The following is a 22059-nucleotide window of genomic DNA, read 5'->3' on the forward strand; positions in this document are numbered from 1 at the left end:
TTCCATTTTATCCCCATATCTCGGTATTGCGTTTTTTCCTGGGCTTGCGATATAAAAGGATCCCCATTACAATGCCTATTAATAAACCTGCAATATGCGCGGCATTATCAACACCTGTGCTGGTAAAGCCAAAATACAGGGAACATACAATCATCACAACCAGCTGTCTGGTACTCAAATCTTCCAACCGGCCACGATTTATGATGACGGCGTATAAAAGTCCGCCTATCACACCAAATATAGCTCCCGAAGCGCCGGCTGATACGACGTTTCGGTACTCCCCTAAATTCACGGCCATGGATACGATATTCGCCCCCACTCCGCAGATCAGGTAGAAAAACAGATATTTTATATGACCCAGGGCTCTTTCCAGATTATCACCCAGGATAAAAAGAATCAACATATTGTTCATAATATGGCTGATTCCAAAGTGCATAAATACAGAGGTAATCAACCGGTAATATTCACCTTTTTCTATTACCAGCGGCGCATACATGGCGCCGTGCGCCACCATGAATGATGTATTCTCCGAAGAACCCGTCGCCTCCAGAAAAAGGAAGTACAGCACGTTTAGCGCGATAAGGCCGGTATTCACATATGCTTTTTTTCGTCCGTACAAATCTTCCATTGTGCTCTCCTTATAATCTTACGACCATTCTAGCACAATTTGCCGCTTTATGTAAATATAAATCCAATATTTGCGATATAAACTTCTTCTCCAGGCAAAAGTACCGCGGTTTCGTTCATCTCCAGCAGCCTTCCTCCTACCGTAGTTCCGTTTGTCGAATTTAAATCCGTAATCCTGTACTCCTCCCCCTCTCTGTCTATTCTCGCATGGAGACGGCTGACTGTATCACGGGATAATACATAGTCTGCCAGTCCTTCCTGTTTACCAATAATAAAAGGAACGTAGGAAATGATAATGTCGGGGATTCCCGGTTCTGTACTGCGGAGGCATCTGGAATTTAAAGGCCGTTCCTGTTCAGTCAAAAGGGCCGTAGTACACTCCTCATTCTTAAAATTTACCTCATGATTACCTGCAACTGGAATATCATAACTGTTCTCAGGTTCTTCCTGAAACACCATCTGCCACTCATGGCGACTTTCTTCCTCATCATATCTGTTTTTGTCCTCTCGTTCAACAAAATCTCGTTCTTTCTGATCTCCCTCCAGTAATTTTGGAATGACAATACGCACAAATAAAAAAATCGCCGTCAGCACATCCAGCGCGACGAGAAGCGGCCAGTATTGTTTTATACCTCTTTCTCCATATAAAAACCAGCAAAAAACAGGTCCGCCTGCAGCAATAACGGCAAAGGTTAAAATATTGCGGAACAGAGCTCTCTTTTCCACCAGACTTTCTTCTCTCTTTTTACTGCCATCCTGTAATATAGTTTTGTTCTCAAGCACCTTTTTTCCGCGCTCTTTCCACTCCGGTTCTCTTCGCACCGCTTTTTTATTCCTGCTCACCGGTCGTATCAGCTCCGCCTCTCCATCGGTTTCCATCGCATCCGTCTGCCAGTCATTATCTTTCATCTCCGGTTCTTTCCCCCACTCGTTTCTCATGTCATCAGACTTGTCCCGGCCTGTCAGCCTCAGAAGATCCCCCATTCCATAGTTCTCCTTCAAGCTCTCCTGATAAAGTCCGTATGCCATTACTACGCACTCCTTATCCTGATGATTCACCTTTCCCAGAAGGTATTGCAGAAGAGCCGTCATCTCTTCCGGAAATATCCCCTGACGTCCTGGAATCAGACAGAGATACACCGTAAAATTTTCCGGCTCCACATAGATATAATCCGGCTCTAACAAAATCTGGCCTTCCTGCAGCAAATATGTCTCCATCCGCTCCAGAGTCCTGACGATCCCCGTAATCAGGCATCGGAGCTCCTCTGCCCCCAGGCTCTGGTATTCCAGAAGCCGCGTCAAAGGCTGTCTCGATGTAATCTCATAGTAGTAAGATCTTATGTTATCCACCTGCTTCACATGAAATTTCAAAAGTCCATCGATACAGTTGGAGGCCATCATCCGTATCTCATAGCTGTCGTAAAAAGTTTCTTCCGGGATAATAATCAGATAATTATGCTTCAGTTCTCTTTTATATGTGATTTCCATTTCATTCCTCCTGGTTTAAAAGACTGCACATCCGCAGAAAATTCTCCGGATCATATTCATTCTGGCGGATTAGAAGGGACCAGGTTCCCCCTTTTCCAGAGGCGCTGACGCTCCGCCCCATCAGTGCCGTTCTTTTTTCCTCTATGATGAATTTATAGCCGCTCCAGGAGAATGGTCTTCCTGCCAGGCGCTCTGCATAGACTGCCGCCTCCTCCGCCGTAATCTCCTCTCCATGACGTAAATACTCTGAGGCTCCCTGCAGTGCCATCGCTCCCACTGTCTCATCCCGCAGCCTGTATGCTGCCTGAACAGAAAACAAAACTGCCCACAGGACAAGTGCCATAACGAAGGCTGCCTCTATGGTATAACTTCCTGCCAGTCTTTTTTTCATGAAATCACCATCCAGATCCACCCGGGAATAAGGAACGGTAAAAATGGCACCGTCATTCTGTGTATATTTATTCCACGTTTTTTTCCATGCAGGAATAGAAACAAGCAAAATATACCGCCCCATAATATTCCGTATAAAAGCAGCCGCACATTATCATAAAAGCTTAAGTAAAGCCCGCTGACCACGAAAAACAAGCCATCTCCAATTCCGATCGCACCTGCGGTCAGCCAGCCTGCTGCCAAAAGCACCACCCCCACCAGGCCCCCGCTCAGGGCCTGTAAAACAGGCTCCCCACCAGTCAGCCTGATGGCACCTGCAACTGCCCCATAGCCCAGATACAGCCATACACTTATACTTTTATTCCGCAAATCCTGCCAGGCTGCAGCCGCTAAAAATGTCATAAATATCATATGTACCAGTTTTATATCTTCCATTGAGTGTCCTCCTTTTCCCGGTCCCTCTCTATTTCGCGCAATAAGAACATGGCCCCAGAAATTCCACCTCCGACAACGGCACCGCACGCACATAAGCGACAATAGATGAACAATTCCTGTCGCCATGATAGCTCTCCCCGCTTGGCATGATATATACAGAACTTCCAGGTCCCGCAAGGCCGCCGCATCTGGCACACGGTTTATACTTCCTTCCATCAGAATTTCTCACAGTTCCTACATCTGCAAAAGAGATTACGCTGATATGATTGTAAAGATAGTGGCAATTCCTGTTTCTATGGTACCGGGTACTGCTCTTGCCGATATAGACCAGTTCATCTTCCATATCCTGTCCGGTATCTCCATTCCCCTTACCGCCGTCTCTGCCGATCCATGCTCTTCTGCAACTTCTGGCCGTCATTGGCACACTCTTCATGCGAAACACAGGAAATGGAAGAATCATCTGGTAGCTGAGAATTAAGTCTATGGTTTCTCCGTCCTCCAGAATCCGGGAGCCGGTCAGGGAAAACTGACCTGCCTTCTCCGTATGAATCCGGCTTCTTATCCTTCCTTCCGCATATAAGCGAAAGCCTGTCTTCGTCATATCCTCAATGAGTTCCTCCGGAATTCCGCTTTTCTTATAGTCTTCGCTTTCCAGCGTGGAATCGGACAGCACCCCCGCATACTGGCTGATTTCCGCGCACACCTGTTCCAGCTCCGTCTGTATTTTTCTGCTCTCATTCATCAGTACCATCGGAATCATCAGGATCATCATGGCAAACAGGAACAGCGGCAGTGCCAGCGCGGCTTCTACCGTTATGCTGCCGCACACACGAAGCCGATCTCCCTGCTGCCGGTACCAGACATGCCGGGGGGAGGCAAAAGATAATACCCTCTTTACAGGGAGGCCGTAAATCTCAAGGGGGATTCGTACCTGGAGAGTAACTGATCTTTTTTTATTAAAATCCTTTGATAAGGGCCGCTGAAAAAAGGGCATTATCCTTCGCCTCCTGTCCTAATACGCTTTGTCCGTATGCACTTCCATGGTATAGCGTGGATCCCCACCCAGCCAAAACAGATGCTTTCCAGTGCCAGTGCCAACAATCTCAGCCTGGTACACGCACCGTTCCATGGTAAAATCCGGCTGTTTTCTGGAGAGATTTATCTGGACTACGTCCATCACCCGATAATATAGACGCTCTGCCGGTTCTATAAACAGCAGCATCTTTAAGTAATTCTCATAGCGCTTTCCCTCCCCCGTCTCCTGTCCTGCTTCCACTTTTCCCTGTTCTCCCAGGGTCAGAAGTCCGTCTAAATTCAGTTTCCACGTCTCCCTCGTCTTTATAAGCGGAACTCTGTCTCCGGCCAGAAGAGCCTTTAGATCTGCCGCCGCTTCCCCCAGAGCCCATACTGTCATAACAAAGAACGCTACAATCCCTGTAAGCGGTGCGGTCCCGGTAATACCGGTAATTGCCGCAGCCAGCGCACGCGCCTCCTCTCTCTTCTGGCTGTCTGACAAGATATGTATAAGATTAAGTCCTTCCCGCACTGCCAGAATTTTCGCCGCGGCGAATTTCAGATTTTCTTCATCTGTTGATTTGCCTCCCAGCACATATTCCTGCTCATAACGCACCTCCTTCTGGTCAGCCGACAAAAAACAGGTGAAAAATCTGCCTATATATTCATCTGTCAATATGCGTTCCAGAAAATTATCTTTCAAAATGTCTTCTGTATGCATTGCCGATGGAAGTCCCCTTGTCTGAATCACACCTTTAGAAACCTCCTGCCCTTCAGGAAGGACTAACATCAACAGATCCAGTCCCGCCATCTGCTGAATCTGTTCCAGAAGATTCTGCTTTTCCGGTTCCTTCAGCCCCGCCCGAAAGGAGAGCTCCGGTATCTTCACTCTATCCCAGACAGCCTCAACAGATCCCCATAATGCATCCTCATCCGGCCCATCTCCCTCGTCCTCGTCATCCCATTCATCGATAATTTCTTCGACCTCATAAGACCGCTCCACCGCACGGTCGATCAGCGCCGCATTTCCTTCTGTCCCGGGGAACATGGCTTCTATCTCCCTCCGCTTCTCTCCGTTCTCAGAAATGTATGACTCATAGCTGGCCAGTTCCTCCTCCATGGCCCTCCGTATACCTTCGCTTAAATCATCCCTCTGCTGCTCTGTGTCCGCCCTCGTTTTCTCCAGATGTGCAGCCAATTCGTCAGCTTTCTTTTCGTAGGTCTTTATCAGCCCCGGAAGGCGCTCCGCTTCTTTTTTTAACTGCTTTGCAGCGGTCCGAAAACCGGATCCATCCCAGCCGGACAGCCTGGCGGCGGCCTTTTTACGATACTCTTCCTGGTTCTCCAGCGATTTCCATATGGCTTCAAGCGCACGTTCCATGCGTGCCGCCTCCCTCGCGTGGCCGCTGTACGCCTCTGAAACGGTCTGCAGGGATTCCGCCTCTTTCAGTTCCTTCCATAGAGTTTCCGCTTCGGAATCCTCCGCCACAGTATCCCAGATTCCATACCGCATGTAATCCTGTATCTCCTGCTTAAGGTTGGCTCCGTGCTCGTCAGTAATATGGGAAATCCCTTTGACCGAGGCGGACTGAATGACAGCCGGATACCAGCCATGGGTTTCCATATAAGGCTCCATATGCTTCAGCCACGTACTGCCTGGCTCGTCCTCATCTTCGTATTCCAGCAGGAAAAGCCGGTACTGCTCCCATGCCGCCCGGTGATAGCCGCTGAATACAGAATCCATGGCGGAATCTGCCGCCATCTTCAGATACCAGCCTGCCCCTGCGGTCCTGGCGGACTCGACGAGCCCGCACACCAGACTGCAGACGCACAGCATAACCAGGCTTAAGAATACGGTTATCTGCCCGCTTTTGCGCATATTAATATACCTCTTTCGACTGACTGTTGATTTCTTTGAATACATTGTTCAGCAGGGTTGTAATCTGTTTCTTAAAGATGATTACAAGACCGATCAGCACGACCAGGATCAATACAATCTCAATTACTCCCACGCCATCCTCTTCCTTCAAAAATGCAGCCAGCTCTTTCTTTATCCTTTCCATACCATTCACCTCCCTTCTCAGTAAAAAGCCAGGAACGCAGGCACTACCATCATGACCATAACAACGCCAAGCATTAGAAACAGCGGCAGCAGCAGCTTTGTCCCGGCCTCTTCTCCCAATTTTTTCGCCAGGTTTTTCCGCTGTTCGAACGCTGTCACCATCTCCAGCTCCAACGCGGCTTTAAGATTCTTACTGCCGGTTTTCCGGTTCTGTTCCAGCAGTGCCGCAAGCTTAACGTAGGGCTGCAGGCCACACCTTCGCCCAAATTCACCGTATGCCCTGCTCTCGGCCATTCCGCTCTTTAGCTGGGAAATCGTATGACACATCTCTTCATAGGCAGGCCTCGGCTTCCGTGTTCCTCCCTGGACCGTGTTTTCATATCCCACGGCAATCCGTTCCCAGGCAGTCCGTATCGTCATCCCCGCGCTGATAAATACCATGAATTTTGATACAATTTCAGAATAGTCCAGAAGCAAAAGCTGCTCCCGCTGTTTTTTTGCATTCTGCTCCTTCATTTTCTCCCGCGCCGCCCACAAAAAGGCAAGAAGAACTCCCAAAAAAGGGATCACCGTATAGTCTGTATCACGCTCCCGGTAATAGCTCAGCTTTTTTCCGTCCACTTCCTCCGGAAGAAGAAGCTCTTTCTCTGTCTTCTGCCTGGTATCCAGGCGGCGGCACGCTTCCATAACCTTTTCCTTAAGCTGCTCATCCCCGTTTAAGACCGGCGGCATCACGGTCACCCGTATGTCGTATTCCTGCGTATGGACTCCATCCGTTAAGACTGCTTTTAACCAAACCATCTCCCCTTCCTCCGAAACACCGCTGTTTACCACGGTACCAAAGGAGTCCACCAGTTCTGCGTTCTCGGATTCCCAGCGGACCGTTAAGCCGTAGGGCTCTAACACCCGCACTAAATCCAAATCACCGCGAACCGCCTCCAGTGATTCGTTTCCGCCCAAAATCCGGTCTGTCAGTTCCGGTAGTACCGTATCATACAGTGTTTTGGCCTCCTCGTCTGAATACTGCCGGTCTCTCACCGGTATCGTAACCGGTATTTTCCGCCCTTCTTCCCCCAACTCCCGAACCATAACCTCATACAGGAGTTCCCCTTCTCCGTGGGACGCCCGTTGCAAGGAAGATACGGGCACCCATTTGCCTCCCTGAAAAATCAGTAATACTGCATACAGTATGATTCCAGCCGCTGCACAGGCCACAGAAAACTTTGGAACCGAAAATTTCACGGATTTCCCCATTGCTACACCTCGATTCTCAAAATTCTTCCCGCCAAAGCATACGCTGCCGCGTAGAGCACCAGGCACCCCGTCATGATCCCTCTCCCTGCACCGGTCTGATACATCATATCGAAGAATCCAGGTGAGCTGACATCGACGTACAGCACCAGAAAAAAAGGAATCAGATTCATAAGCTTCTGTTCAAACTGTTTGGCAGCCGTCATTGTTGCAATCTCTTCCTGAATCTGTATCTTGTCACGAATCACACCCGAAGTGTGGTTAATAATCGAGACCAGTTCTCCCCCGCTTCGTTTTGCCGCGGCGAACACCTCGGCGAAATTCCTTACATCGTCCAGTCCGCTTCTGTCGCCAAATTCCCTCAACACCTGCTCAACCGGGCGGTTCATACGGATCTGTCCCTCCATATGGCTGAATTCCAGGGTCATCATACCGGAAGGTCCATACATGACCACCAGTTCCTTCACACTGGCTGAAAATGCATTCTCTACCGAGTATCCGGCGCTCAGAAAGGAGGATAGAATCAGAATCCCTTCTTTAAATTCCAGATTCAGCTTTTTTAAACGCTGTTCTTTTAGATCTCGCTTCTTGATCAGGGGATAACACAGTCCGAACGGACTCAAGAGAATAAATACCGGCAGACTCCGGTAAAATACATAGGACACGGCCGCCGCAAAACCGGCTCCTGCCGCCGCATATTGGAACCATTCCCCGGCGGACAGCCAGTACCTGTCATAACACAACGCCTGCTGCCCGCAGTTTTTCCGTGTGCTTAAGCGCTCCGGTTTTCTTAAGGCATCCGGAGACGGCCGCGTCCGGACCTTTTCGTTCCTCCGTCTTTTCCTCAAACTCATACAGGGAATGAAGCCTGATTTCCCCTTCTTCATAACAATCCACCTCCACAATTGAAAGCACCCGTCTGCTCCTGTCTCTCAGTCTCCCCAAATGCACGAGAATATCAAGAGCCGAAGCCAGCTGACTGCGGATCGCCGGCAGAGGCAGTTCAGCGCCCATTAACATCATCGTCTCCAGCCTGGACAGCATGTCCTTCGGGCTGTTGCCGTGTCCCGTACTCAAGCTGCCGTCATGCCCCGTATTCATGGCCATAACCATGTCCAGCGCCTCCTTTCCCCGGACCTCCCCCACAATGATTCTGTCCGGATTCATGCGGAGCGCCGCGCGAATCAGATCTGCGATCGTGACGGCGCCCTCCCCCTCTGCGTTTGGCCCTCTGGCCTCCAGTCTTACCAGATTCGGAACGGCACGGATCTGCAGTTCCGCGGAATCTTCAACCGTTACCAATCGTTCTTCTGCCGGAATGCAGGCGGTAAGCGCATTTAAAAACGTGCTTTTCCCGGAATTCGTTCCTCCGCTGATAAAAATGTTATACCCCGCCGTCACCAGTTTCTTTAAAAGTACAGCCGCCTCCTCGCTGACCGAGCCAAACCTGATTAATTTCTCCATCGTAATCGGCTCCGGAAATTTTCTGATCGTCACAGCAGGACCATCTAATGCAATAGGCGGCAGTACGATGTGCACACGGGATCCATCCGGCAGTCTGGCATCCGCTACCGGCCGGGAGACATTCACGGTCCGGTTGACCCGGCTGACAATCTGCTGAATCATATCCTCCAGCTGCTCCGTGCTCTCAAAGCCTTTGCTCCACGCCTCCACACGCCCCTTCCGTTCGACGAAGATATGATCCGGTCCGTTCACCATAATCTCAGTCACCTCACGGTCATCCACCAGCTCCTGCAGCACTCCCAGCCTGCGGAAGGAATCAAACAGGCTGCTGCGCAGGTCCACCCGCTCTTTTAACGGCAGGTATCTGGCCTGACCGTATTCCAGAATCCGTTCGTCGATCAGCTCATACAGTTCTTCGTCGCTGGTATGGTTCTGTCCCTCCAGAACCGTCATCAGTTCCTGCCGCAGTTCCTTTCATAATTCCTGATCCATCGCTTATGCCCCCTGTCGCCTGACTGCCGTTTTCTCTCGTTCTTTTCCTGTTGTTCCGTTACTACGATTACCTCCCCTTCAACAGCTGCCTCGTATAATCCCCTAACTCTCCCCACAGCAGCTGCTCCAGATAGTTTTCCTTTCTTCCAAAACTGCTGTGATAAGGAAGCTTAATCTTCTGAATCCGCTCTTTAAGCGCCTCATGCCCCGAACGGACTAAGTACTCTTCGAATTCCTCCACCTTTGCCACAGACATGCAGTCATCCTTCACCGGCATAAAGACCGTACTGCATACTTCCAGCACGGAAGCGGCCTTTTTCCCAAACTGTCCTAAATCCACCACCACGATATCGTAGGCGCTCTCCTTTGCAATCCGCGTCAGCAGATCTGCCATATCCTCGGCCGTAATCTGGCACAAATCCTCCGGATACCGCACCGGCGGTATGTAATCCAAATCCCCCCAGGAGTAGATAACCGAGCTAAGCCGGACCCAGCTGTAATTTCCCTGTCCGTAAAAATACAGCAGGTCGGACAAATCCGCCTTGTGCTCTTCCCCAAACAGCTTTTCCAGTCCGGAGCAGTCTTCTAAGTTTACATAAAGCACCCGTGATTTTCTGGACAGAAGCTGGCCCGCAGTCAGCGCAAAAGAGGTCTTTAAGCAGCGGTTGACGGGGGAGTACACACCGATGATATCACCAACATTCCCAATCGCGGTAAGCGCAGGCTGAATCGCCCCCACACAGTAACATGCCATAACCTCCCGCATGATATTATCGGTGGCCTGATACTTATAGACACTCGGATACTGTCCATCGACCGGCACCGTCTCCCCGTCAGCAAGCGTCACCACCCTGGCCGCTCCCAGGCGGTCAATCTCCTCCTTAGGCACAGTACTGTTAATCAGGAGCAATTCAATCTCATGCTCCATGGCATAATTTTTAAGCCTTTCCAGCGTCGTAAACGCCATGACGGTAAAAGGCACCTTCTCCTTCTGGTTTACAAAATCTGCAAACCGGTCGGCATAAAATGGGTCCACGTCGTAGACCGCCATAATCCTGTTTGTCACACCTTTGCTCCTATCCCGGTATCATGATGAAAGCCATAGTCCCAAAAAGCAGACAGACTCCCAGAGGGATTACCGCCTCCGCCCCGTCCCTGGCAAAATCATAATAGGCCGTTATTTTTTTTGTATGGTAAATGCGCCTGATATAGGCTGTGAGATGGTCAAAGCGCTCGTGAAAGCTGCCTTTCACCATCATCTTCAGAAAAGACCAGAAGGCCCCGATAAGAAATCCCAGGCCGATCGCCGCGGCCCCTGCGGTAAGGCCTGAGTAGCCGCAGATCAGCGCGGCCAGCTTGACATCTCCCGCTCCGATCATGCGGAAGAAAAACAGTGGAAAAAACAGTGCGGTCACCGCCAGCATACGCGCCAGAAACAGCCCGCCCTCTTTTAAATATACCGCCGTCTCCGGAGGCACTCCAGACTCCACCATGGCAAGAAGTATCCCACAGACCATGGAAATGGCTACCCACCAGTTGGGAATCCGGTGCTCCCGCACATCGTAATAGGCGCCAGCGGCCAGCACCAACAGCAAAATCAAATTTTGAGCGATAAAATCCCCCTCTTTCTCTCTTTATATTTTATCAAAACTGGGAATTGTGCCGGAATATCGGCGCTGCAGTCATAAAAAGAATTCTATGACCCTGTGAATCATATCTGCCCTCTGAATGGGGGTAAGAATGTTTCTTAATTATGCACAATCCGAAGCTAAAAGTCAACCTGTTTTCCACAAAAATACTGTATACATTTATTTGCTTTACATAACTGTGAAGCCTTGATAGAATGGACTTTTTTTCCATCTCATCCCCGGCTTTTTCCACTTCATTTTGTTGACGTTCTCTCCCTAAAATGGTAAAATACAGTTAGTTTATTTTTTTAAACCAAAGGAGGAATTTACATGTTGGAAGCCGGCGATTTTAACAAGCTTTTTCGCGACTGCATGCCGCTGTTTATTGCTCTTGGCGACGAGGTCCGACTTTCCATCATCGGGGTGCTTGCCAGCACTGGTCTCTATGACGATCATGAGACGAACATCGCCGCTTCTCTGGAGGGATACCGCCCCGACGGAGCCCACGGCATGAATGTAAAGGAGATTACGGAGCAGACCAACTTATCACGCCCCGCCATTTCCCATCATTTAAAGATTTTAAAAGACGCCGGACTGGTGAATGTTCGCCGGGAAGGCACTTCCAACTACTATTATCTGACGATCGCAGACAGCACAAAAGAACTCCGCAGACTGGGGACTTATCTCCAGGAACTGCTTTCTTCTGCCAAAGAGCGGCCTTCGCCAATGAATGCAGGCAATTTATGAATATTTTGGTATTTTCCAGATATACTATTTTCTATAGTAGAACTGTTGACTTATTTAAATCTGGAGATGAAATACGATGAAAAACATGATATTCAGAAAACGGCTGGTCCGTTCCGAGGAAGAAAAAAATTTACGCCGGGAGATCGAGCGTTCTAAAACAGCCATTGATTCGGCAAGAAACCATTTTGAACAGGTAGTCGATCCCACGCTGATTGACTGCTATATCTATGAACTAAACGCGGCACAGCTGCGTTATCAGTTCCTTCTGCGCCGCTTCAAGAGCCGGGAGGTATAAACTTTTATCACTGGAGGATAAGTATATGAGCAAGTGGTATGAAAAAGGGGTATTTTATCATATGTATCCCTTAGGGTTAACGGGGGCGCCGAAAGAGAATTCCGGAGCCGACGTTACAGACCGTTTTGAGGAAATGGATCAATGGATTCCTCATATCCGGTCACTTGGCTGTAACGCCATTTACATCGGGCCACTGTTTGAGTCCTCCTCACACGGGTATGACACGCGGGACTACCGCACGGTAGACCGCCGTCTGGGAACCAATGAAAGCTTCAAAAGCTTCGTTTCCCTGTGTCATGAATCGGACATCAAAGTGGTGGTTGACGGAGTTTTCAACCACACTGGCCGGGAGTTCTTCGCATTTCTGGACATTGCCGCAAACCGGGAGAGTTCTCCTTACCGTGACTGGTATAAGGGCGTGAACTTCGGGTGGAACAGTCCGCTGGGAGATTCCTTTGGCTATGAGGCCTGGCAGGGCCATTACGAACTGCCCTGTCTGAATCTGTGGAATCCCGATGTAAAACAGTATTTATTTGATACGATCCGGTTCTGGGTCGATACCTTCGATATCGACGGAATCCGCCTCGACTGTGCCAACGTGCTTGACTTTGGCTTCATGAAGGAGCTAAGGAACCAGACCTCCGCCATTAAGGATGATTTCTGGCTGATGGGCGAGGTGATTCACGGCGATTACAGCAGATGGGTGAATGATGAGATGCTTCATTCCGTCACCAATTATGAGCTGCACAAAAGCATTTATTCCGGTCACAACGACCACAATTACTTCGAAATAGCCCATAATGTCAGGCGTCTCGAGGCCATCGGCGGCAGGCTCTACACCTTTGTAGACAACCACGATGAGGACCGGATTGCCAGCAAACTAAGCGATCCGGAGCATTTATATCCCGTCTACACACTCCTGTTCACGCTTCCCGGAATTCCTTCCATCTATTATGGAGGAGAATGGGGGATTGAAGGCAGGCGGACAAAGACGAGCGATGACGCGCTCCGGCCTCGTATCACCATCGCAGACGAGGAAAAACTTCACTGCGGCCTGACAGATCTCATTGCCAGACTGGGAACCATTCATGATGAGAATCCTGAATTCCACGGGGGACGGTATCAGGAGCTCCTTCTCACCAACAGGCAGTACGCATTTGCACGGTTCCATCAGGGACATGCCGTCATTACCGCGGTAAACAACGACGGAGCTGATGTATCCGTCGCCATACCATGCCCGGTTAGCGGCACCACAGCGGTAAATCTTCTCGATGGGGAGGAGTATCCCGTTACAGATCAGAAAATCACGGTAACTCTGCCGGCAAACCGGGGGGTTGTTCTAAAGATTACGGAGGGCTAAACTTATGGCAGGAAGCAAAAAGGAAATTGGGACAGGATTTATCACGGAAGTGGACCGTTATCTCTTCAACAACGGCAGACATTATGAGATCTTTGAGAAAATGGGCGCGCATCCGAAAAAATATAAGGGCAAAAACGGCATGTATTTTGCCGTCTGGGCACCTCACGCGGAGCAGATCGGTGTCGTCGGCGACTTTAACAGCTGGGACCCGGAGGCAAATGCGATGAAGCCTCTGGCGGATTCAGGCATCTGGGAGGCATTTGTCCCTGGCATCGCTGCAGGAGAGCTATACAAATACGCCATCACAACGAAAAGCGGCAAAATCTTATTCAAGGCAGATCCCTATGCGTTCAGCGCGGAATACCGCCCCGGCACCGCTTCCGTTACCACCGATCTCTCGGACTTCCAGTGGGGAGACGACGCCTGGATAGATAAACGCGGAAGTGCCGATCCTATGAACGCCCCGATGAGCATTTACGAGGTTCACCTCGGATCCTGGCGCAGGAAAAACAGACCGGAAAAAGACGGCTGCTATACATATGTGGAAGCTGCAAAGGAGCTGGCCGATTACGTGACCGACATGGGATACACCCACGTGGAGTTAATGGGAATCGCAGAGCATCCCTACGACGGCTCCTGGGGGTATCAGGTCACCGGCTATTTCGCCCCTACCTCCCGCTACGGAACGCCTCAGGAATTCATGTACTTTATCAATTACATGCACAAAAAAGGAATCGGAGTCATCCTGGACTGGGTTCCGGCCCATTTTCCGCGGGATGCGCACGGCCTCTCTGAATTTGACGGAGAAGCGCTCTATGAATATGCCGATCCCAGAAAAGGGGAACACCCGGACTGGGGAACCAAGGTATTTGATTACAGCAAGTATGAGGTAGACAATTTCCTCATTGCCAACGCCATATACTGGGTGGAAAAATACCATGTGGACGGACTCCGGGTGGATGCCGTCGCCTCCATGCTCTATCTGGATTACGGCCGGGATAACGGCAGTTGGATTCCCAACCGTTACGGCAGCAATGAAAACCTGGAAGCCATTGAATTTTTCAAGCATTTAAACAGTGTGATGGCAGACCGCGGAAACGGCGCCATTGTCATCGCGGAAGAGTCCACCGCATGGCCGAAAGTCACCGGGAAGCCGGAGGACGAGGGTCTTGGCTTTACCTTTAAGTGGAATATGGGATGGATGCACGATTTCCTGGAGTACATGAAGCTGGACCCGTATTTCCGCAAATACAACCACCACAAGATGACGTTCGGACTCACCTATTTTACCAGTGAAAAATATATCCTGGTGCTGTCCCATGACGAGGTCGTCCATCTGAAGTGCTCCATGATCAACAAGATGCCGGGCCTTTTAGAGGATAAGTTTGCCAACTTAAAAGCGGGCTACACCTTTATGCTGGGGCACCCGGGCAAGAAGCTGCTCTTTATGGGGCAGGATTTCGGCCAGTTCCACGAGTGGGACGAAAAGGCGGCGCTGGACTGGTACCTGACCGACGAGCCGCAGAATGCCGGCTTACAGAGCTACGTGAAGGATTTACTGCAGCTCTACCGCAAATACCCGGCGCTCTACGAACTGGATTACGACTGGGACGGTTTCCAGTGGATCAATGCCAACGACGGAGACCGCAGCATCTTCAGTTTCGTCCGTTACAGCCGCGATCACAAACGGAGCCTCTTATTTGTCATCAATTTCACTCCGGTGGAACGGCCTGACTACCGTGTGGGCGTACCGAAGCGCGGAACCTATACCCTGGTGCTGGATAACAGCCACGGCCTCTATAAACGGGGCGACAAGGCCCCTGCATTCCGCTCCGTGAAAAAGGAGTGCGACGGCCAGGATTATTCCATCGCCTATTCTCTTCCTGCATACGGAACCGCAGTTTTCCGTTTTTGATAATATTTTTAGTTTTATGTAAATTGTGTGCAAAATATTCAGAACTTTTTACCGGAATATCTGTACTTTTTATGGAATTTGTAGTAAAATAAAAGAACCAAAACTACTACATAGTTTAGACTCAAGGATGGAAGGAGAGGTTATATATGGCAGCAGAATTGATTGCAACAACAGCAACAAAAAAAGTATATCGTGACGGAGACAAGGCGATTAAGGTTTTCAACGCAGATTTCCCGAAGGCGGAAGTATTAAATGAAGCGCTGATTACCGCGCGTGTAGAAGAAACCGGCGGAATTGACGTACCAAAGGTATTGGAAGTCGGTGTATTTGAAGGTAAGTGGTCCATTACGTTTGACTTCATTGAAGGCAAAACCCTCCAGCAGCTTATGGACGAGAACCCTGACAAGCTTGCAGAGTACATGGAACAGATGGTTGATCTTCATCTGAATATTCTTTCCAAACACTGTCCTCTGTTAAACAAGCTGAAGGATAAGATGTCCAGACAGATTCTTGAGATCGATGAATTAAGTGATATTACACGCTATGACATGCGCACCAAGCTGGACAGCATGCCGAAGCATACCAAGTTATGCCACGGTGATTTTAACCCGACCAATATCGTCGTAAGAGAAGACGGCTCCATGTGTGTTCTCGACTGGGTACATGCGACTCAGGGTAATGCCAGTGCAGATATTGCCAGAACCTACCTTCTGTTCTGCTTACAGGATCAGAAAAAAGCGGATATGTACATGGATATCTTCTGCAAGAAGACCGGTACTGCAAAGAAGTACGTACAGACATGGCTGCCGATCGTAGCTGCGGCTCAGCTGTCAAAGAAACGTCCGGAAGAGGTTGAATTACTTCAGAAATGGGCGAATGTCTGCGATTATCAGTAGAAAGGAACTCCTCCGGGAATACTACCGGAGGAGTTTTTTATTTCACAGATACGTATGCCCTGTTATGTTACTCAATTCTTTGTCAATCGAAGTTTCTGATAGCGGCTTCTTAAATTTTCTGAATCAATATATTCAATTTTATGTTCTCCTATCAATTCACGTATAGCCTTACCGACTGTGTCGGTAACTTTTGTATACCCCATAGCTTCTGCAAGTTCCGAAGATGAAAGCGGACTTCTCTGGCTTAATGTTGCCAGAATCAGATCTTTAATTTCGCTAATGTTTCTGCGTTTTCTCACGCGCCGTTCCGGCTTTTGAGAGGACGCAGGCAGAAATTTGTCCTGTACAGCAAGAATTACAGTAAAATACGTCCTTTCTATATCCGTTTCAAATACTGGCGGCTTTGAACCATTTTGCTGCATTGCACGCAAAATCGTTGGGATCCCCGTATTTCTCCCCTCAATAAGCTTTAATTCTTTTAAAAAATCACCAATTCTGCGGTTTCGGTAGCGACGGGAAATCATATGCCTGTTTCGGATATCTTCATCACTGATCGTCCTGTCCGGGCCCGGCAAACTGGTAATCTCCATTTTTTCAGGAGTAATCGTTACCGTAATGGGTTCGCCAATCTGATAGGATTTGTGATAGACCGCATTCGATAAAGCCTCCTCCACCGCCGCATAAGGGTAATTATAAATACGTTCTGCTTCGGCACGGCCAGGAACCTTTGTGACTTTTTCTTTTATAATATAATTTTGGACATAGCTAAGGGCATCACGCAATTGACGGTCAAGCGGCCCGGAAAATACTTTTTCAGTCATACCGATCCCTGTCGGATCAGGCTTATCAACAACTTCAATACGTGCATAAGGAAAAAACTCATCCGGCCGCTCATAAAAAAACATAAGCCCAACGTTTAATGGCTTGCGCAATTCACTCGGACCACCAACCAAACGCATATCTAAGGCAAGTTCCGTAACAGGACGCTTAAGCGAAGTTTCGTACAAATCGCTTCCTACTGCATAAAGATATTCTGCAATCAGACTGGACTTTAAATCTGCTACATTCGCTTTAAAATTAGCGCGATCATCAAAAGGAACATTATTGGCCAAAAGAAACAGTTCTTTTTCTTCCAGATTATTTGCCTTAATTGTATTGGAAAGTTTACGGATATAATATGCTTTGTCACTCCTGACAGCCTTTTCTGCCGGGAATGAGGTTGGGCACTTATATGGACGTGATTCCCCGCCCGGCACCCAAAGAACCAAAATATCCGCACCTTCATAAATAGTCTGCTCAACAATGGGAACATATTGCGGCTCAATCAGATTGCACTTTTGCAGTAATTCTTTGTTAATGCGGTCTATGGAATCCGGAGTAAGCCCGCTGACCGGAAGCTTCGGCATGCCATCCTCTTCCTCCACTCCAATAATAATATATCCGCCGCCCCAGTTATCAATGTCGTTAGCAAATGCACAGATGGAATGTAGAATTGGTTCCGGATTCCAATTCCTTTTATACTCAACCCGTGCATTCTCAACAACTCTGCGGTTGATTAATTCCGTTATATTAATTGGCAAGGCCATGCTGATTCCCCCTTTAATATCCCTTTATGATACCCCTTTATGATACCCCTTTATCATACCCTTTTATTATAAGGAGTATGTATGGAAAATTCAAGGTACTATCTGTTCAATTTTTATCTGCCACCGTCGTCTCTCACCTTCAGCACAAACAGCCTCGCAAGATAATCCCCCTGCCGCACTCCCGCCGTCTTAATGCCGCTGGCCTGATCCGACAGAATCAGTCCGTAATTCATGAGTTCATCGCCGTAGCATGTGTATGGAAGCTCCGCCATTCCCTGTTCCCGGATCTCATACTCCCCCTCTTCCAAAAGCCCCGAAAGCCTCATCCTGCAAAATCCTGCATTTACCGGCTGCAGCACTCTAAAGTAAGCCGCCAGCGCCTCCCGTTTGTCCGGAGAAACCACGATCCAGCCAGCCTCGCTGCGTTCACCCTCAAAGGGACTGATCAACCGGTAAAAGGTCCCATCTGCAATCAGCCGACGGTTTGCCTTCATAAATGCAGTCTGGTTCTTCATCTGTTCAAGCTCCGCCTCACAGATTGCCGTTACATCCATCTCATACCCAAAGGTACCGAAATACGCACAGACTGCCCGTGTCTCCATCGGAACACGGCGGTGTGTCTGGTGGTTCGGAGCCGCGGAGACGTGACTGCCCATGGAGCTTAAAGGGTAAACGTAAGAAGTACCGTACTGAATTTTTATACGCTCCACTCCATCCGTGTCGTCCGAAGTCCATGCCTGCGGCGCATAATAGAGCATTCCGGGGTCAAACCGCGCACCGCCGCTGGCACACGATTCAAACAGAACGTGAGGGAATTTGCGAATCAGCCGCTCATACAGACGGTAGACTCCCAGAATCTGCCGGTGCATGACGGTTCCCTGATAGGCGGCATCCCTCCCTGAAGACCACGCCTCAGTGATGCTGCGGTTCATATCCCATTTGATATAGCTTAAATGCCCCCGCCCGATGATGTCCTCCATCAATCCGCCGATATAATCGATCACCTCGTCCTTCGAAAAATCCAGAACCAGCTGGTGGCGGCCGACACAGCGCGGCCTGTCCTCGCTGCCCAGCACCCAGTCCGGATGCGCCTCATACAGGCGGCTGTCCCGATTGACCATCTCCGGCTCAAACCAGAGACCAAAGGAAAGCCCCATGGCCCGTATTTTCTCCGACAGCCCTTCGATGCCGTCCGGCAGTTTCTTCCGGTCCGCATACCAGTCCCCAAGCGAGGAAGTGTCATCGTCACGGCGGCCAAACCACCCGTCGTCCAGGACGAACAGCTCCACACCGGCCTCCCTGGCCTTTTCCGCCAGGGTCAGAAGCTTCACTTCCTGAAACTTCATATAGGTGGCTTCCCAGTTATTGATTAAAATAGGGCGCTCCCGGTCTCTCCACCAGCCCCTCGCCAGTCTGGTCCGGAACAGCTGGTGGAACACCTGGCTCATTCCGTTTAAGCCCCTGTCAGAATAGACCAGCACCGCCTCCGGGGTCTGGAAGCTCTCCCCTGCTGCCAGCGGCCAGGAAAATCCCTCCGGATGGATACCAACCATAATTCTCGTTGTCCCCATGGTGTCAACCTCGGCACTGGCAAGAAAATTACCGCTGTATACAAGGGCGGCCGCGATGACTTCCCCTGCCGTCTCCCCCGTATCCGGTCTCAGCAGCGCCAGAAATGGGTTAAACTGATGGCTGCTGTGGCCTCTCATGCTGTGAACCGACTGTATCCCCTGGTGCAGCGGATGGAAGTCGGGATAACGCTCCCGCCCCCAGGCACCGGCCAGATCGAGCATCGTATAGCGGCTGTCCGGCAGATCGAGGCTCAGACTCATGGCCTGCTCCAGCCGGATTCCCTGACAGCCCTCCAGACATTCAAACCGGGCATTTCTGGCAATTATCGGAAAATCACTGTATATAGTATAACTCAGCACCAGCCGCACGCGGATCAGGCTGTCCTCTAAATACAGCTCCAGAGAACAGGCTTCCCCGTCCTCCTCCACATACGTGGCCGGCAGTCCCTCAAGCGGCTTTTTTCCTGCAAAGATGCGATGCCCTGTATAGGTAAATCCGGTTATCCGGCTTCCATTTCCGCAGGCAATGCGGTAAGCCGGATAACGCATATCCCCCGTTCCATACACCGGATACTCCTGCCGCACATGCTCCCTGGAAAATGTATTATCGCCCTCAAAAGGACACGGTGCCATATCTCTCACCGCATATTCCAGCATATGGCCATAGTCTTCCCTGTCGCGAATCCTTTTTCCATAGTACAGCTGCCCGACAGAGCGGTCAGGCAGAAGTTTCATAATATAACTGATTTCCCGGTTATAAAGGTGGAACTCTTCCGTTCTCTCGTGAAAAACAATAGCCATATCCTGTAATCCCCCTCTTCCGTCACTCTATCACAGACAGGACAGCGCATGTTCCAAATCCGCCTTCAATACGTCTGCGCCTTCCAGTCCGCAGTGAATCCGCAGCACATTCTGATCCGCTCCCAGAAACTGGCACGCCTCCTCATCCTGCCTCGCGTGCGGCATACAGACAAGACTCTCAAAACCGCCCCAGGAAACGCCGATCTTAAACAGCTTAAGCCGCTTTGCCACTTCCTTGGCCTGCTCTGCGCTGCCTTCTATCTCAAAACTCAACAGCCCCGTATTTCCGCTCTGCTGCCGCTTCATCAGCTCATACTGCGGATGGGATAAAAGTCCCGGATAATAGACCTTTCTCACCTTCGGATGGTTCTCTAAGAACGCCGCTATATCCATGGCCGTCGCCTGATGGCGTTCCACACGCACCTCCATCGTCCGCAGACCGCGTATGATCAGCCACGCCTCCATCGGACCGATGATTCCGCCAAAGAGCTCCCTCTGCTGCCTCAGGCGCGCCATGAGCTCCTCGTCCTTCACCGCGAGAACACCTCCGATAATATCGCTGTGTCCGCCCATATACTTGGAGGTGGTGTGCATCACAATATCAGCCCCCAGCTCCAGCGGCTTCTGGTAAATCGGCGTACAGAAGCTGTTGTCAATATAGACGTAAGCGTGGTGTTTCCTCGCTGTCCCGGACACCGCCTGAATGTCCTGAAGGGACAGTACGACAGAAGAAGGGCTCTCCAGGATAATCAGATCCGTCTGATCCGTGACGGCTTTTTCAAATTCCTCCGGCTCATCCCCTTTTACATAGGTGACGCTCATATCCAGGTGTTCCCTGCAGTATTCATTGAGAAATGTCTTTAATGGTCCATACGCGTTCCGGATACAGACCACATGGCTCTTTGTTTTACAGACAGTGAGAACCGCCGTCGTAGCCGCCGCCATGCCCGAGGCAAACGCCAGCGCGCCGGTCCCGTGCTCCAGAGCCGCCACCTTGTCCTCCAGAATCCGCACCGTCGGATTCTGCACCCGCCCATAGCAGTATGTATGTTTGTCCGTCTTATCACTGTCATAGTAATCATCAATGGTCTCAAACACATTGAGTGAATTCATAAAAATCGGAGGAACAACGGCATTATAATAATGCTCATATTCCTCCCCATAATGGGCTGTCACCAGCTTATCACTTTTTAAATACTCCGATTGATCAGTCATCTCATATCCCCTTTCCCATTACCTATATGCTATGTGATAGGTTCACACAGGGGAGCACGAATTTCCTTCTTTACCGCCCCCTGAAGCCTTATCCGATTTCCATTACCGCTGTTGTCTGATATCTCTGTAAACTGCCTCTAAAAGCTTGTCATTGATGGACTGGGCCTTCCTTACATTCTTTTCACAGATGGCCTCATAAAGCTCCTCATGGAGCGGGATACTCTCCAGAAACGGGTCTTCCATATTAAGAGGGAACTCCCAGAACTTCTCCATCACGTTGTTTAAGGACAGAATCAGCTGATACATCACCTGGTTATGGCAAAGCCGGTAGATGGTATAGTGGAATTTCTTGTCCTCCGCCGTCTGCTGCAGGCCCCTACGGTATTTGCTCATCAGAATATCCTTAATTTCTCCAAGCTCCTTTAACTCCTCGTCGGTGATGGTGTGGATCAGCATCCGCAGAATCTCCCGTTCCAGAATCTTGCGCACTTCCAGCGCTTCCAGAAGACGTTCCTTTTCCTGTGTGAAATCAATGACCTGTACACCGTCGGCATCCACCAAACCACCCACATAGGCGCCTTTCCCATTCTGAATCTCCAGAATCCCCCTGGCTTCCAGTGTCTTCATAGCCTCCCTCAGAGAAGTCCTGCTGACCCCCATCATGGCCAGCAGGTTCTCCTGCGAGGGAAGTTTGTCCCCCGGATTCAAATCATGTTCTCTGATATAATCCAGAATAAACCGTATGATCTCGGACTGGAGGGAAGTCCTCTTTATCTTATTAACCATCGTGCTCTCTCTCTTAAAATAATATTTTTTTAACCA

The 22059-nt window shown here is 49.8% G+C and carries 21 protein-coding genes; 5 read left to right on the forward strand and 16 right to left on the reverse strand.

Going from position 1 to position 22059, the window contains the following annotated elements:
• Positions 1-7 precede the first annotated feature (7 nt).
• The 12 genes from H8S80_RS17370 to H8S80_RS17425 form a co-directional block, all read right to left on the reverse strand.
• Positions 8-628, reverse strand: a complete 621-nt coding sequence (locus tag H8S80_RS17370; protein WP_002605680.1) for a rhomboid family intramembrane serine protease — start codon at positions 626-628, stop codon at positions 8-10.
• A gap of 47 nt (positions 629-675) precedes the next feature.
• A complete protein-coding gene (locus tag H8S80_RS17375; RefSeq protein WP_117632653.1) occupies positions 676-2115 on the reverse strand; it encodes a DUF6382 domain-containing protein in 1440 nt (479 codons plus the stop codon).
• Position 2116: 1 nt separating this feature from the next.
• Positions 2117-2506 (reverse strand): hypothetical protein, encoded by a 390-nt coding sequence (locus H8S80_RS17380; protein WP_117632654.1) that lies wholly within the window; start codon positions 2504-2506, stop codon positions 2117-2119.
• Positions 2503-2940: a prepilin peptidase gene (locus tag H8S80_RS17385; protein WP_002605683.1), complete on the reverse strand. Its 438-nt coding sequence runs from the start codon at positions 2938-2940 to the stop codon at positions 2503-2505. The genes H8S80_RS17380 and H8S80_RS17385 overlap by 4 nt, the downstream gene beginning before the upstream one ends.
• A 28-nt stretch (positions 2941-2968) precedes the next feature.
• On the reverse strand, positions 2969-3769 hold the full coding sequence (locus tag H8S80_RS17390) for a pilus assembly protein (RefSeq protein WP_038259167.1): 801 nt from the start codon (positions 3767-3769) through the stop codon (positions 2969-2971).
• Between the two features lie 183 nt (positions 3770-3952).
• Positions 3953-5833 (reverse strand): DUF5702 domain-containing protein, encoded by a 1881-nt coding sequence (locus tag H8S80_RS17395; RefSeq protein WP_117632655.1) that lies wholly within the window; start codon positions 5831-5833, stop codon positions 3953-3955.
• Position 5834: 1 nt separating this feature from the next.
• Complete coding sequence (locus H8S80_RS17400; protein ID WP_002605686.1) at positions 5835-6017, reverse strand: Flp1 family type IVb pilin; 183 nt, start codon at positions 6015-6017, stop codon at positions 5835-5837.
• Positions 6018-6034: 17 nt separating this feature from the next.
• On the reverse strand, positions 6035-7270 hold the full coding sequence (locus H8S80_RS17405; RefSeq protein WP_117632656.1) for an immunoglobulin-like domain-containing protein: 1236 nt from the start codon (positions 7268-7270) through the stop codon (positions 6035-6037).
• 2 nt (positions 7271-7272) lie between these two features.
• The gene (locus H8S80_RS17410; protein ID WP_117632657.1) at positions 7273-8010 is read right to left on the reverse strand and encodes a type II secretion system F family protein; all 738 of its coding nucleotides are present in this window, start codon (positions 8008-8010) and stop codon (positions 7273-7275) included.
• Entirely contained in the window at positions 8000-9184 is a 1185-nt protein-coding gene (locus H8S80_RS17415; RefSeq protein WP_117632658.1) for a TadA family conjugal transfer-associated ATPase, read from the reverse strand. Before H8S80_RS17415 ends, H8S80_RS17410 begins: the two co-directional genes overlap by 11 nt.
• A gap of 106 nt (positions 9185-9290) precedes the next feature.
• Positions 9291-10274 carry a P-loop NTPase family protein gene (locus H8S80_RS17420; protein WP_117632737.1) on the reverse strand — a complete coding sequence of 328 codons (984 nt, stop codon included), beginning with the start codon at positions 10272-10274 and terminating at the stop codon, positions 9291-9293.
• Positions 10275-10299: 25 nt separating this feature from the next.
• Positions 10300-10824 carry an A24 family peptidase gene (locus H8S80_RS17425; RefSeq protein ID WP_002605691.1) on the reverse strand — a complete coding sequence of 175 codons (525 nt, stop codon included), beginning with the start codon at positions 10822-10824 and terminating at the stop codon, positions 10300-10302.
• 357 nt (positions 10825-11181) lie between these two features.
• Here H8S80_RS17425 and H8S80_RS17430 point away from each other — a divergent pair, with 357 nt between their 5' ends.
• The 5 genes from H8S80_RS17430 to H8S80_RS17450 all read left to right on the forward strand — a co-directional run bounded on the left by H8S80_RS17430 (position 11182) and on the right by H8S80_RS17450 (position 16064).
• On the forward strand, positions 11182-11598 hold the full coding sequence (locus H8S80_RS17430; protein ID WP_117632659.1) for an ArsR/SmtB family transcription factor: 417 nt from the start codon (positions 11182-11184) through the stop codon (positions 11596-11598).
• A 76-nt stretch (positions 11599-11674) separates the two neighbouring features.
• Positions 11675-11893 (forward strand): YaaL family protein, encoded by a 219-nt coding sequence (locus H8S80_RS17435; RefSeq protein ID WP_002605693.1) that lies wholly within the window; start codon positions 11675-11677, stop codon positions 11891-11893.
• A 25-nt stretch (positions 11894-11918) separates the two neighbouring features.
• Complete coding sequence (locus H8S80_RS17440; protein ID WP_117632660.1) at positions 11919-13253, forward strand: alpha-amylase family glycosyl hydrolase; 1335 nt, start codon at positions 11919-11921, stop codon at positions 13251-13253.
• Between the two features lie 4 nt (positions 13254-13257).
• Entirely contained in the window at positions 13258-15168 is a 1911-nt protein-coding gene (gene glgB / locus H8S80_RS17445) for a 1,4-alpha-glucan branching protein GlgB (protein WP_117632661.1), read from the forward strand.
• A 146-nt stretch (positions 15169-15314) separates the two neighbouring features.
• The gene (locus H8S80_RS17450; protein ID WP_025531805.1) at positions 15315-16064 is read left to right on the forward strand and encodes a phosphotransferase family protein; all 750 of its coding nucleotides are present in this window, start codon (positions 15315-15317) and stop codon (positions 16062-16064) included.
• 71 nt (positions 16065-16135) lie between these two features.
• Here the strand turns inward: H8S80_RS17450 and H8S80_RS17455 are convergent, their stop codons facing one another.
• The 4 genes from H8S80_RS17455 to H8S80_RS17470 form a co-directional block, all read right to left on the reverse strand.
• Complete coding sequence (locus tag H8S80_RS17455) at positions 16136-17650, reverse strand: RNA/DNA-binding domain-containing protein (protein ID WP_117632662.1); 1515 nt, start codon at positions 17648-17650, stop codon at positions 16136-16138.
• 113 nt (positions 17651-17763) lie between these two features.
• On the reverse strand, positions 17764-20022 hold the full coding sequence (locus H8S80_RS17460; RefSeq protein ID WP_117632663.1) for an alpha-galactosidase: 2259 nt from the start codon (positions 20020-20022) through the stop codon (positions 17764-17766).
• Between the two features lie 30 nt (positions 20023-20052).
• Complete coding sequence (locus H8S80_RS17465; protein WP_117632664.1) at positions 20053-21237, reverse strand: trans-sulfuration enzyme family protein; 1185 nt, start codon at positions 21235-21237, stop codon at positions 20053-20055.
• 102 nt (positions 21238-21339) lie between these two features.
• Positions 21340-22023 (reverse strand): FadR/GntR family transcriptional regulator, encoded by a 684-nt coding sequence (locus tag H8S80_RS17470; RefSeq protein ID WP_002605700.1) that lies wholly within the window; start codon positions 22021-22023, stop codon positions 21340-21342.
• Between the last annotated feature and the right edge of the window lie 36 nt (positions 22024-22059).

This window comes from Hungatella sp. L36 (assembly GCF_014288035.1).

Bases quoted from the DNA above. Each gene is read 5' to 3' on its own strand.
- H8S80_RS17380 (WP_117632654.1), bottom strand. From the start codon at position 2,506: ATGAAAAAAAGACTGGCAGGAAGTTATACCATAGAGGCAGCCTTCGTT.
- H8S80_RS17400 (WP_002605686.1), bottom strand. From the start codon at position 6,017: ATGGAAAGGATAAAGAAAGAGCTGGCTGCATTTTTGAAGGAAGAGGAT.
- H8S80_RS17450 (WP_025531805.1), top strand. From the start codon at position 15,315: ATGGCAGCAGAATTGATTGCAACAACAGCAACAAAAAAAGTATATCGT.
- H8S80_RS17395 (WP_117632655.1), bottom strand. From the start codon at position 5,833: ATGCGCAAAAGCGGGCAGATAACCGTATTCTTAAGCCTGGTTATGCTG.
- H8S80_RS17435 (WP_002605693.1), top strand. From the start codon at position 11,675: ATGAAAAACATGATATTCAGAAAACGGCTGGTCCGTTCCGAGGAAGAA.
- H8S80_RS17415 (WP_117632658.1), bottom strand. From the start codon at position 9,184: ATGACGGTTCTGGAGGGACAGAACCATACCAGCGACGAAGAACTGTAT.
- H8S80_RS17420 (WP_117632737.1), bottom strand. From the start codon at position 10,274: ATGGCGGTCTACGACGTGGACCCATTTTATGCCGACCGGTTTGCAGAT.
- H8S80_RS17465 (WP_117632664.1), bottom strand. From the start codon at position 21,237: ATGACTGATCAATCGGAGTATTTAAAAAGTGATAAGCTGGTGACAGCC.
- H8S80_RS17455 (WP_117632662.1), bottom strand. From the start codon at position 17,650: ATGGCCTTGCCAATTAATATAACGGAATTAATCAACCGCAGAGTTGTT.
- H8S80_RS17460 (WP_117632663.1), bottom strand. From the start codon at position 20,022: ATGGCTATTGTTTTTCACGAGAGAACGGAAGAGTTCCACCTTTATAAC.
- H8S80_RS17375 (WP_117632653.1), bottom strand. From the start codon at position 2,115: ATGGAAATCACATATAAAAGAGAACTGAAGCATAATTATCTGATTATT.
- H8S80_RS17430 (WP_117632659.1), top strand. From the start codon at position 11,182: ATGTTGGAAGCCGGCGATTTTAACAAGCTTTTTCGCGACTGCATGCCG.
- H8S80_RS17385 (WP_002605683.1), bottom strand. From the start codon at position 2,940: ATGGAAGATATAAAACTGGTACATATGATATTTATGACATTTTTAGCG.
- H8S80_RS17405 (WP_117632656.1), bottom strand. From the start codon at position 7,270: ATGGGGAAATCCGTGAAATTTTCGGTTCCAAAGTTTTCTGTGGCCTGT.
- H8S80_RS17470 (WP_002605700.1), bottom strand. From the start codon at position 22,023: ATGGTTAATAAGATAAAGAGGACTTCCCTCCAGTCCGAGATCATACGG.
- glgB (WP_117632661.1), top strand. From the start codon at position 13,258: ATGGCAGGAAGCAAAAAGGAAATTGGGACAGGATTTATCACGGAAGTG.
- H8S80_RS17440 (WP_117632660.1), top strand. From the start codon at position 11,919: ATGAGCAAGTGGTATGAAAAAGGGGTATTTTATCATATGTATCCCTTA.
- H8S80_RS17370 (WP_002605680.1), bottom strand. From the start codon at position 628: ATGGAAGATTTGTACGGACGAAAAAAAGCATATGTGAATACCGGCCTT.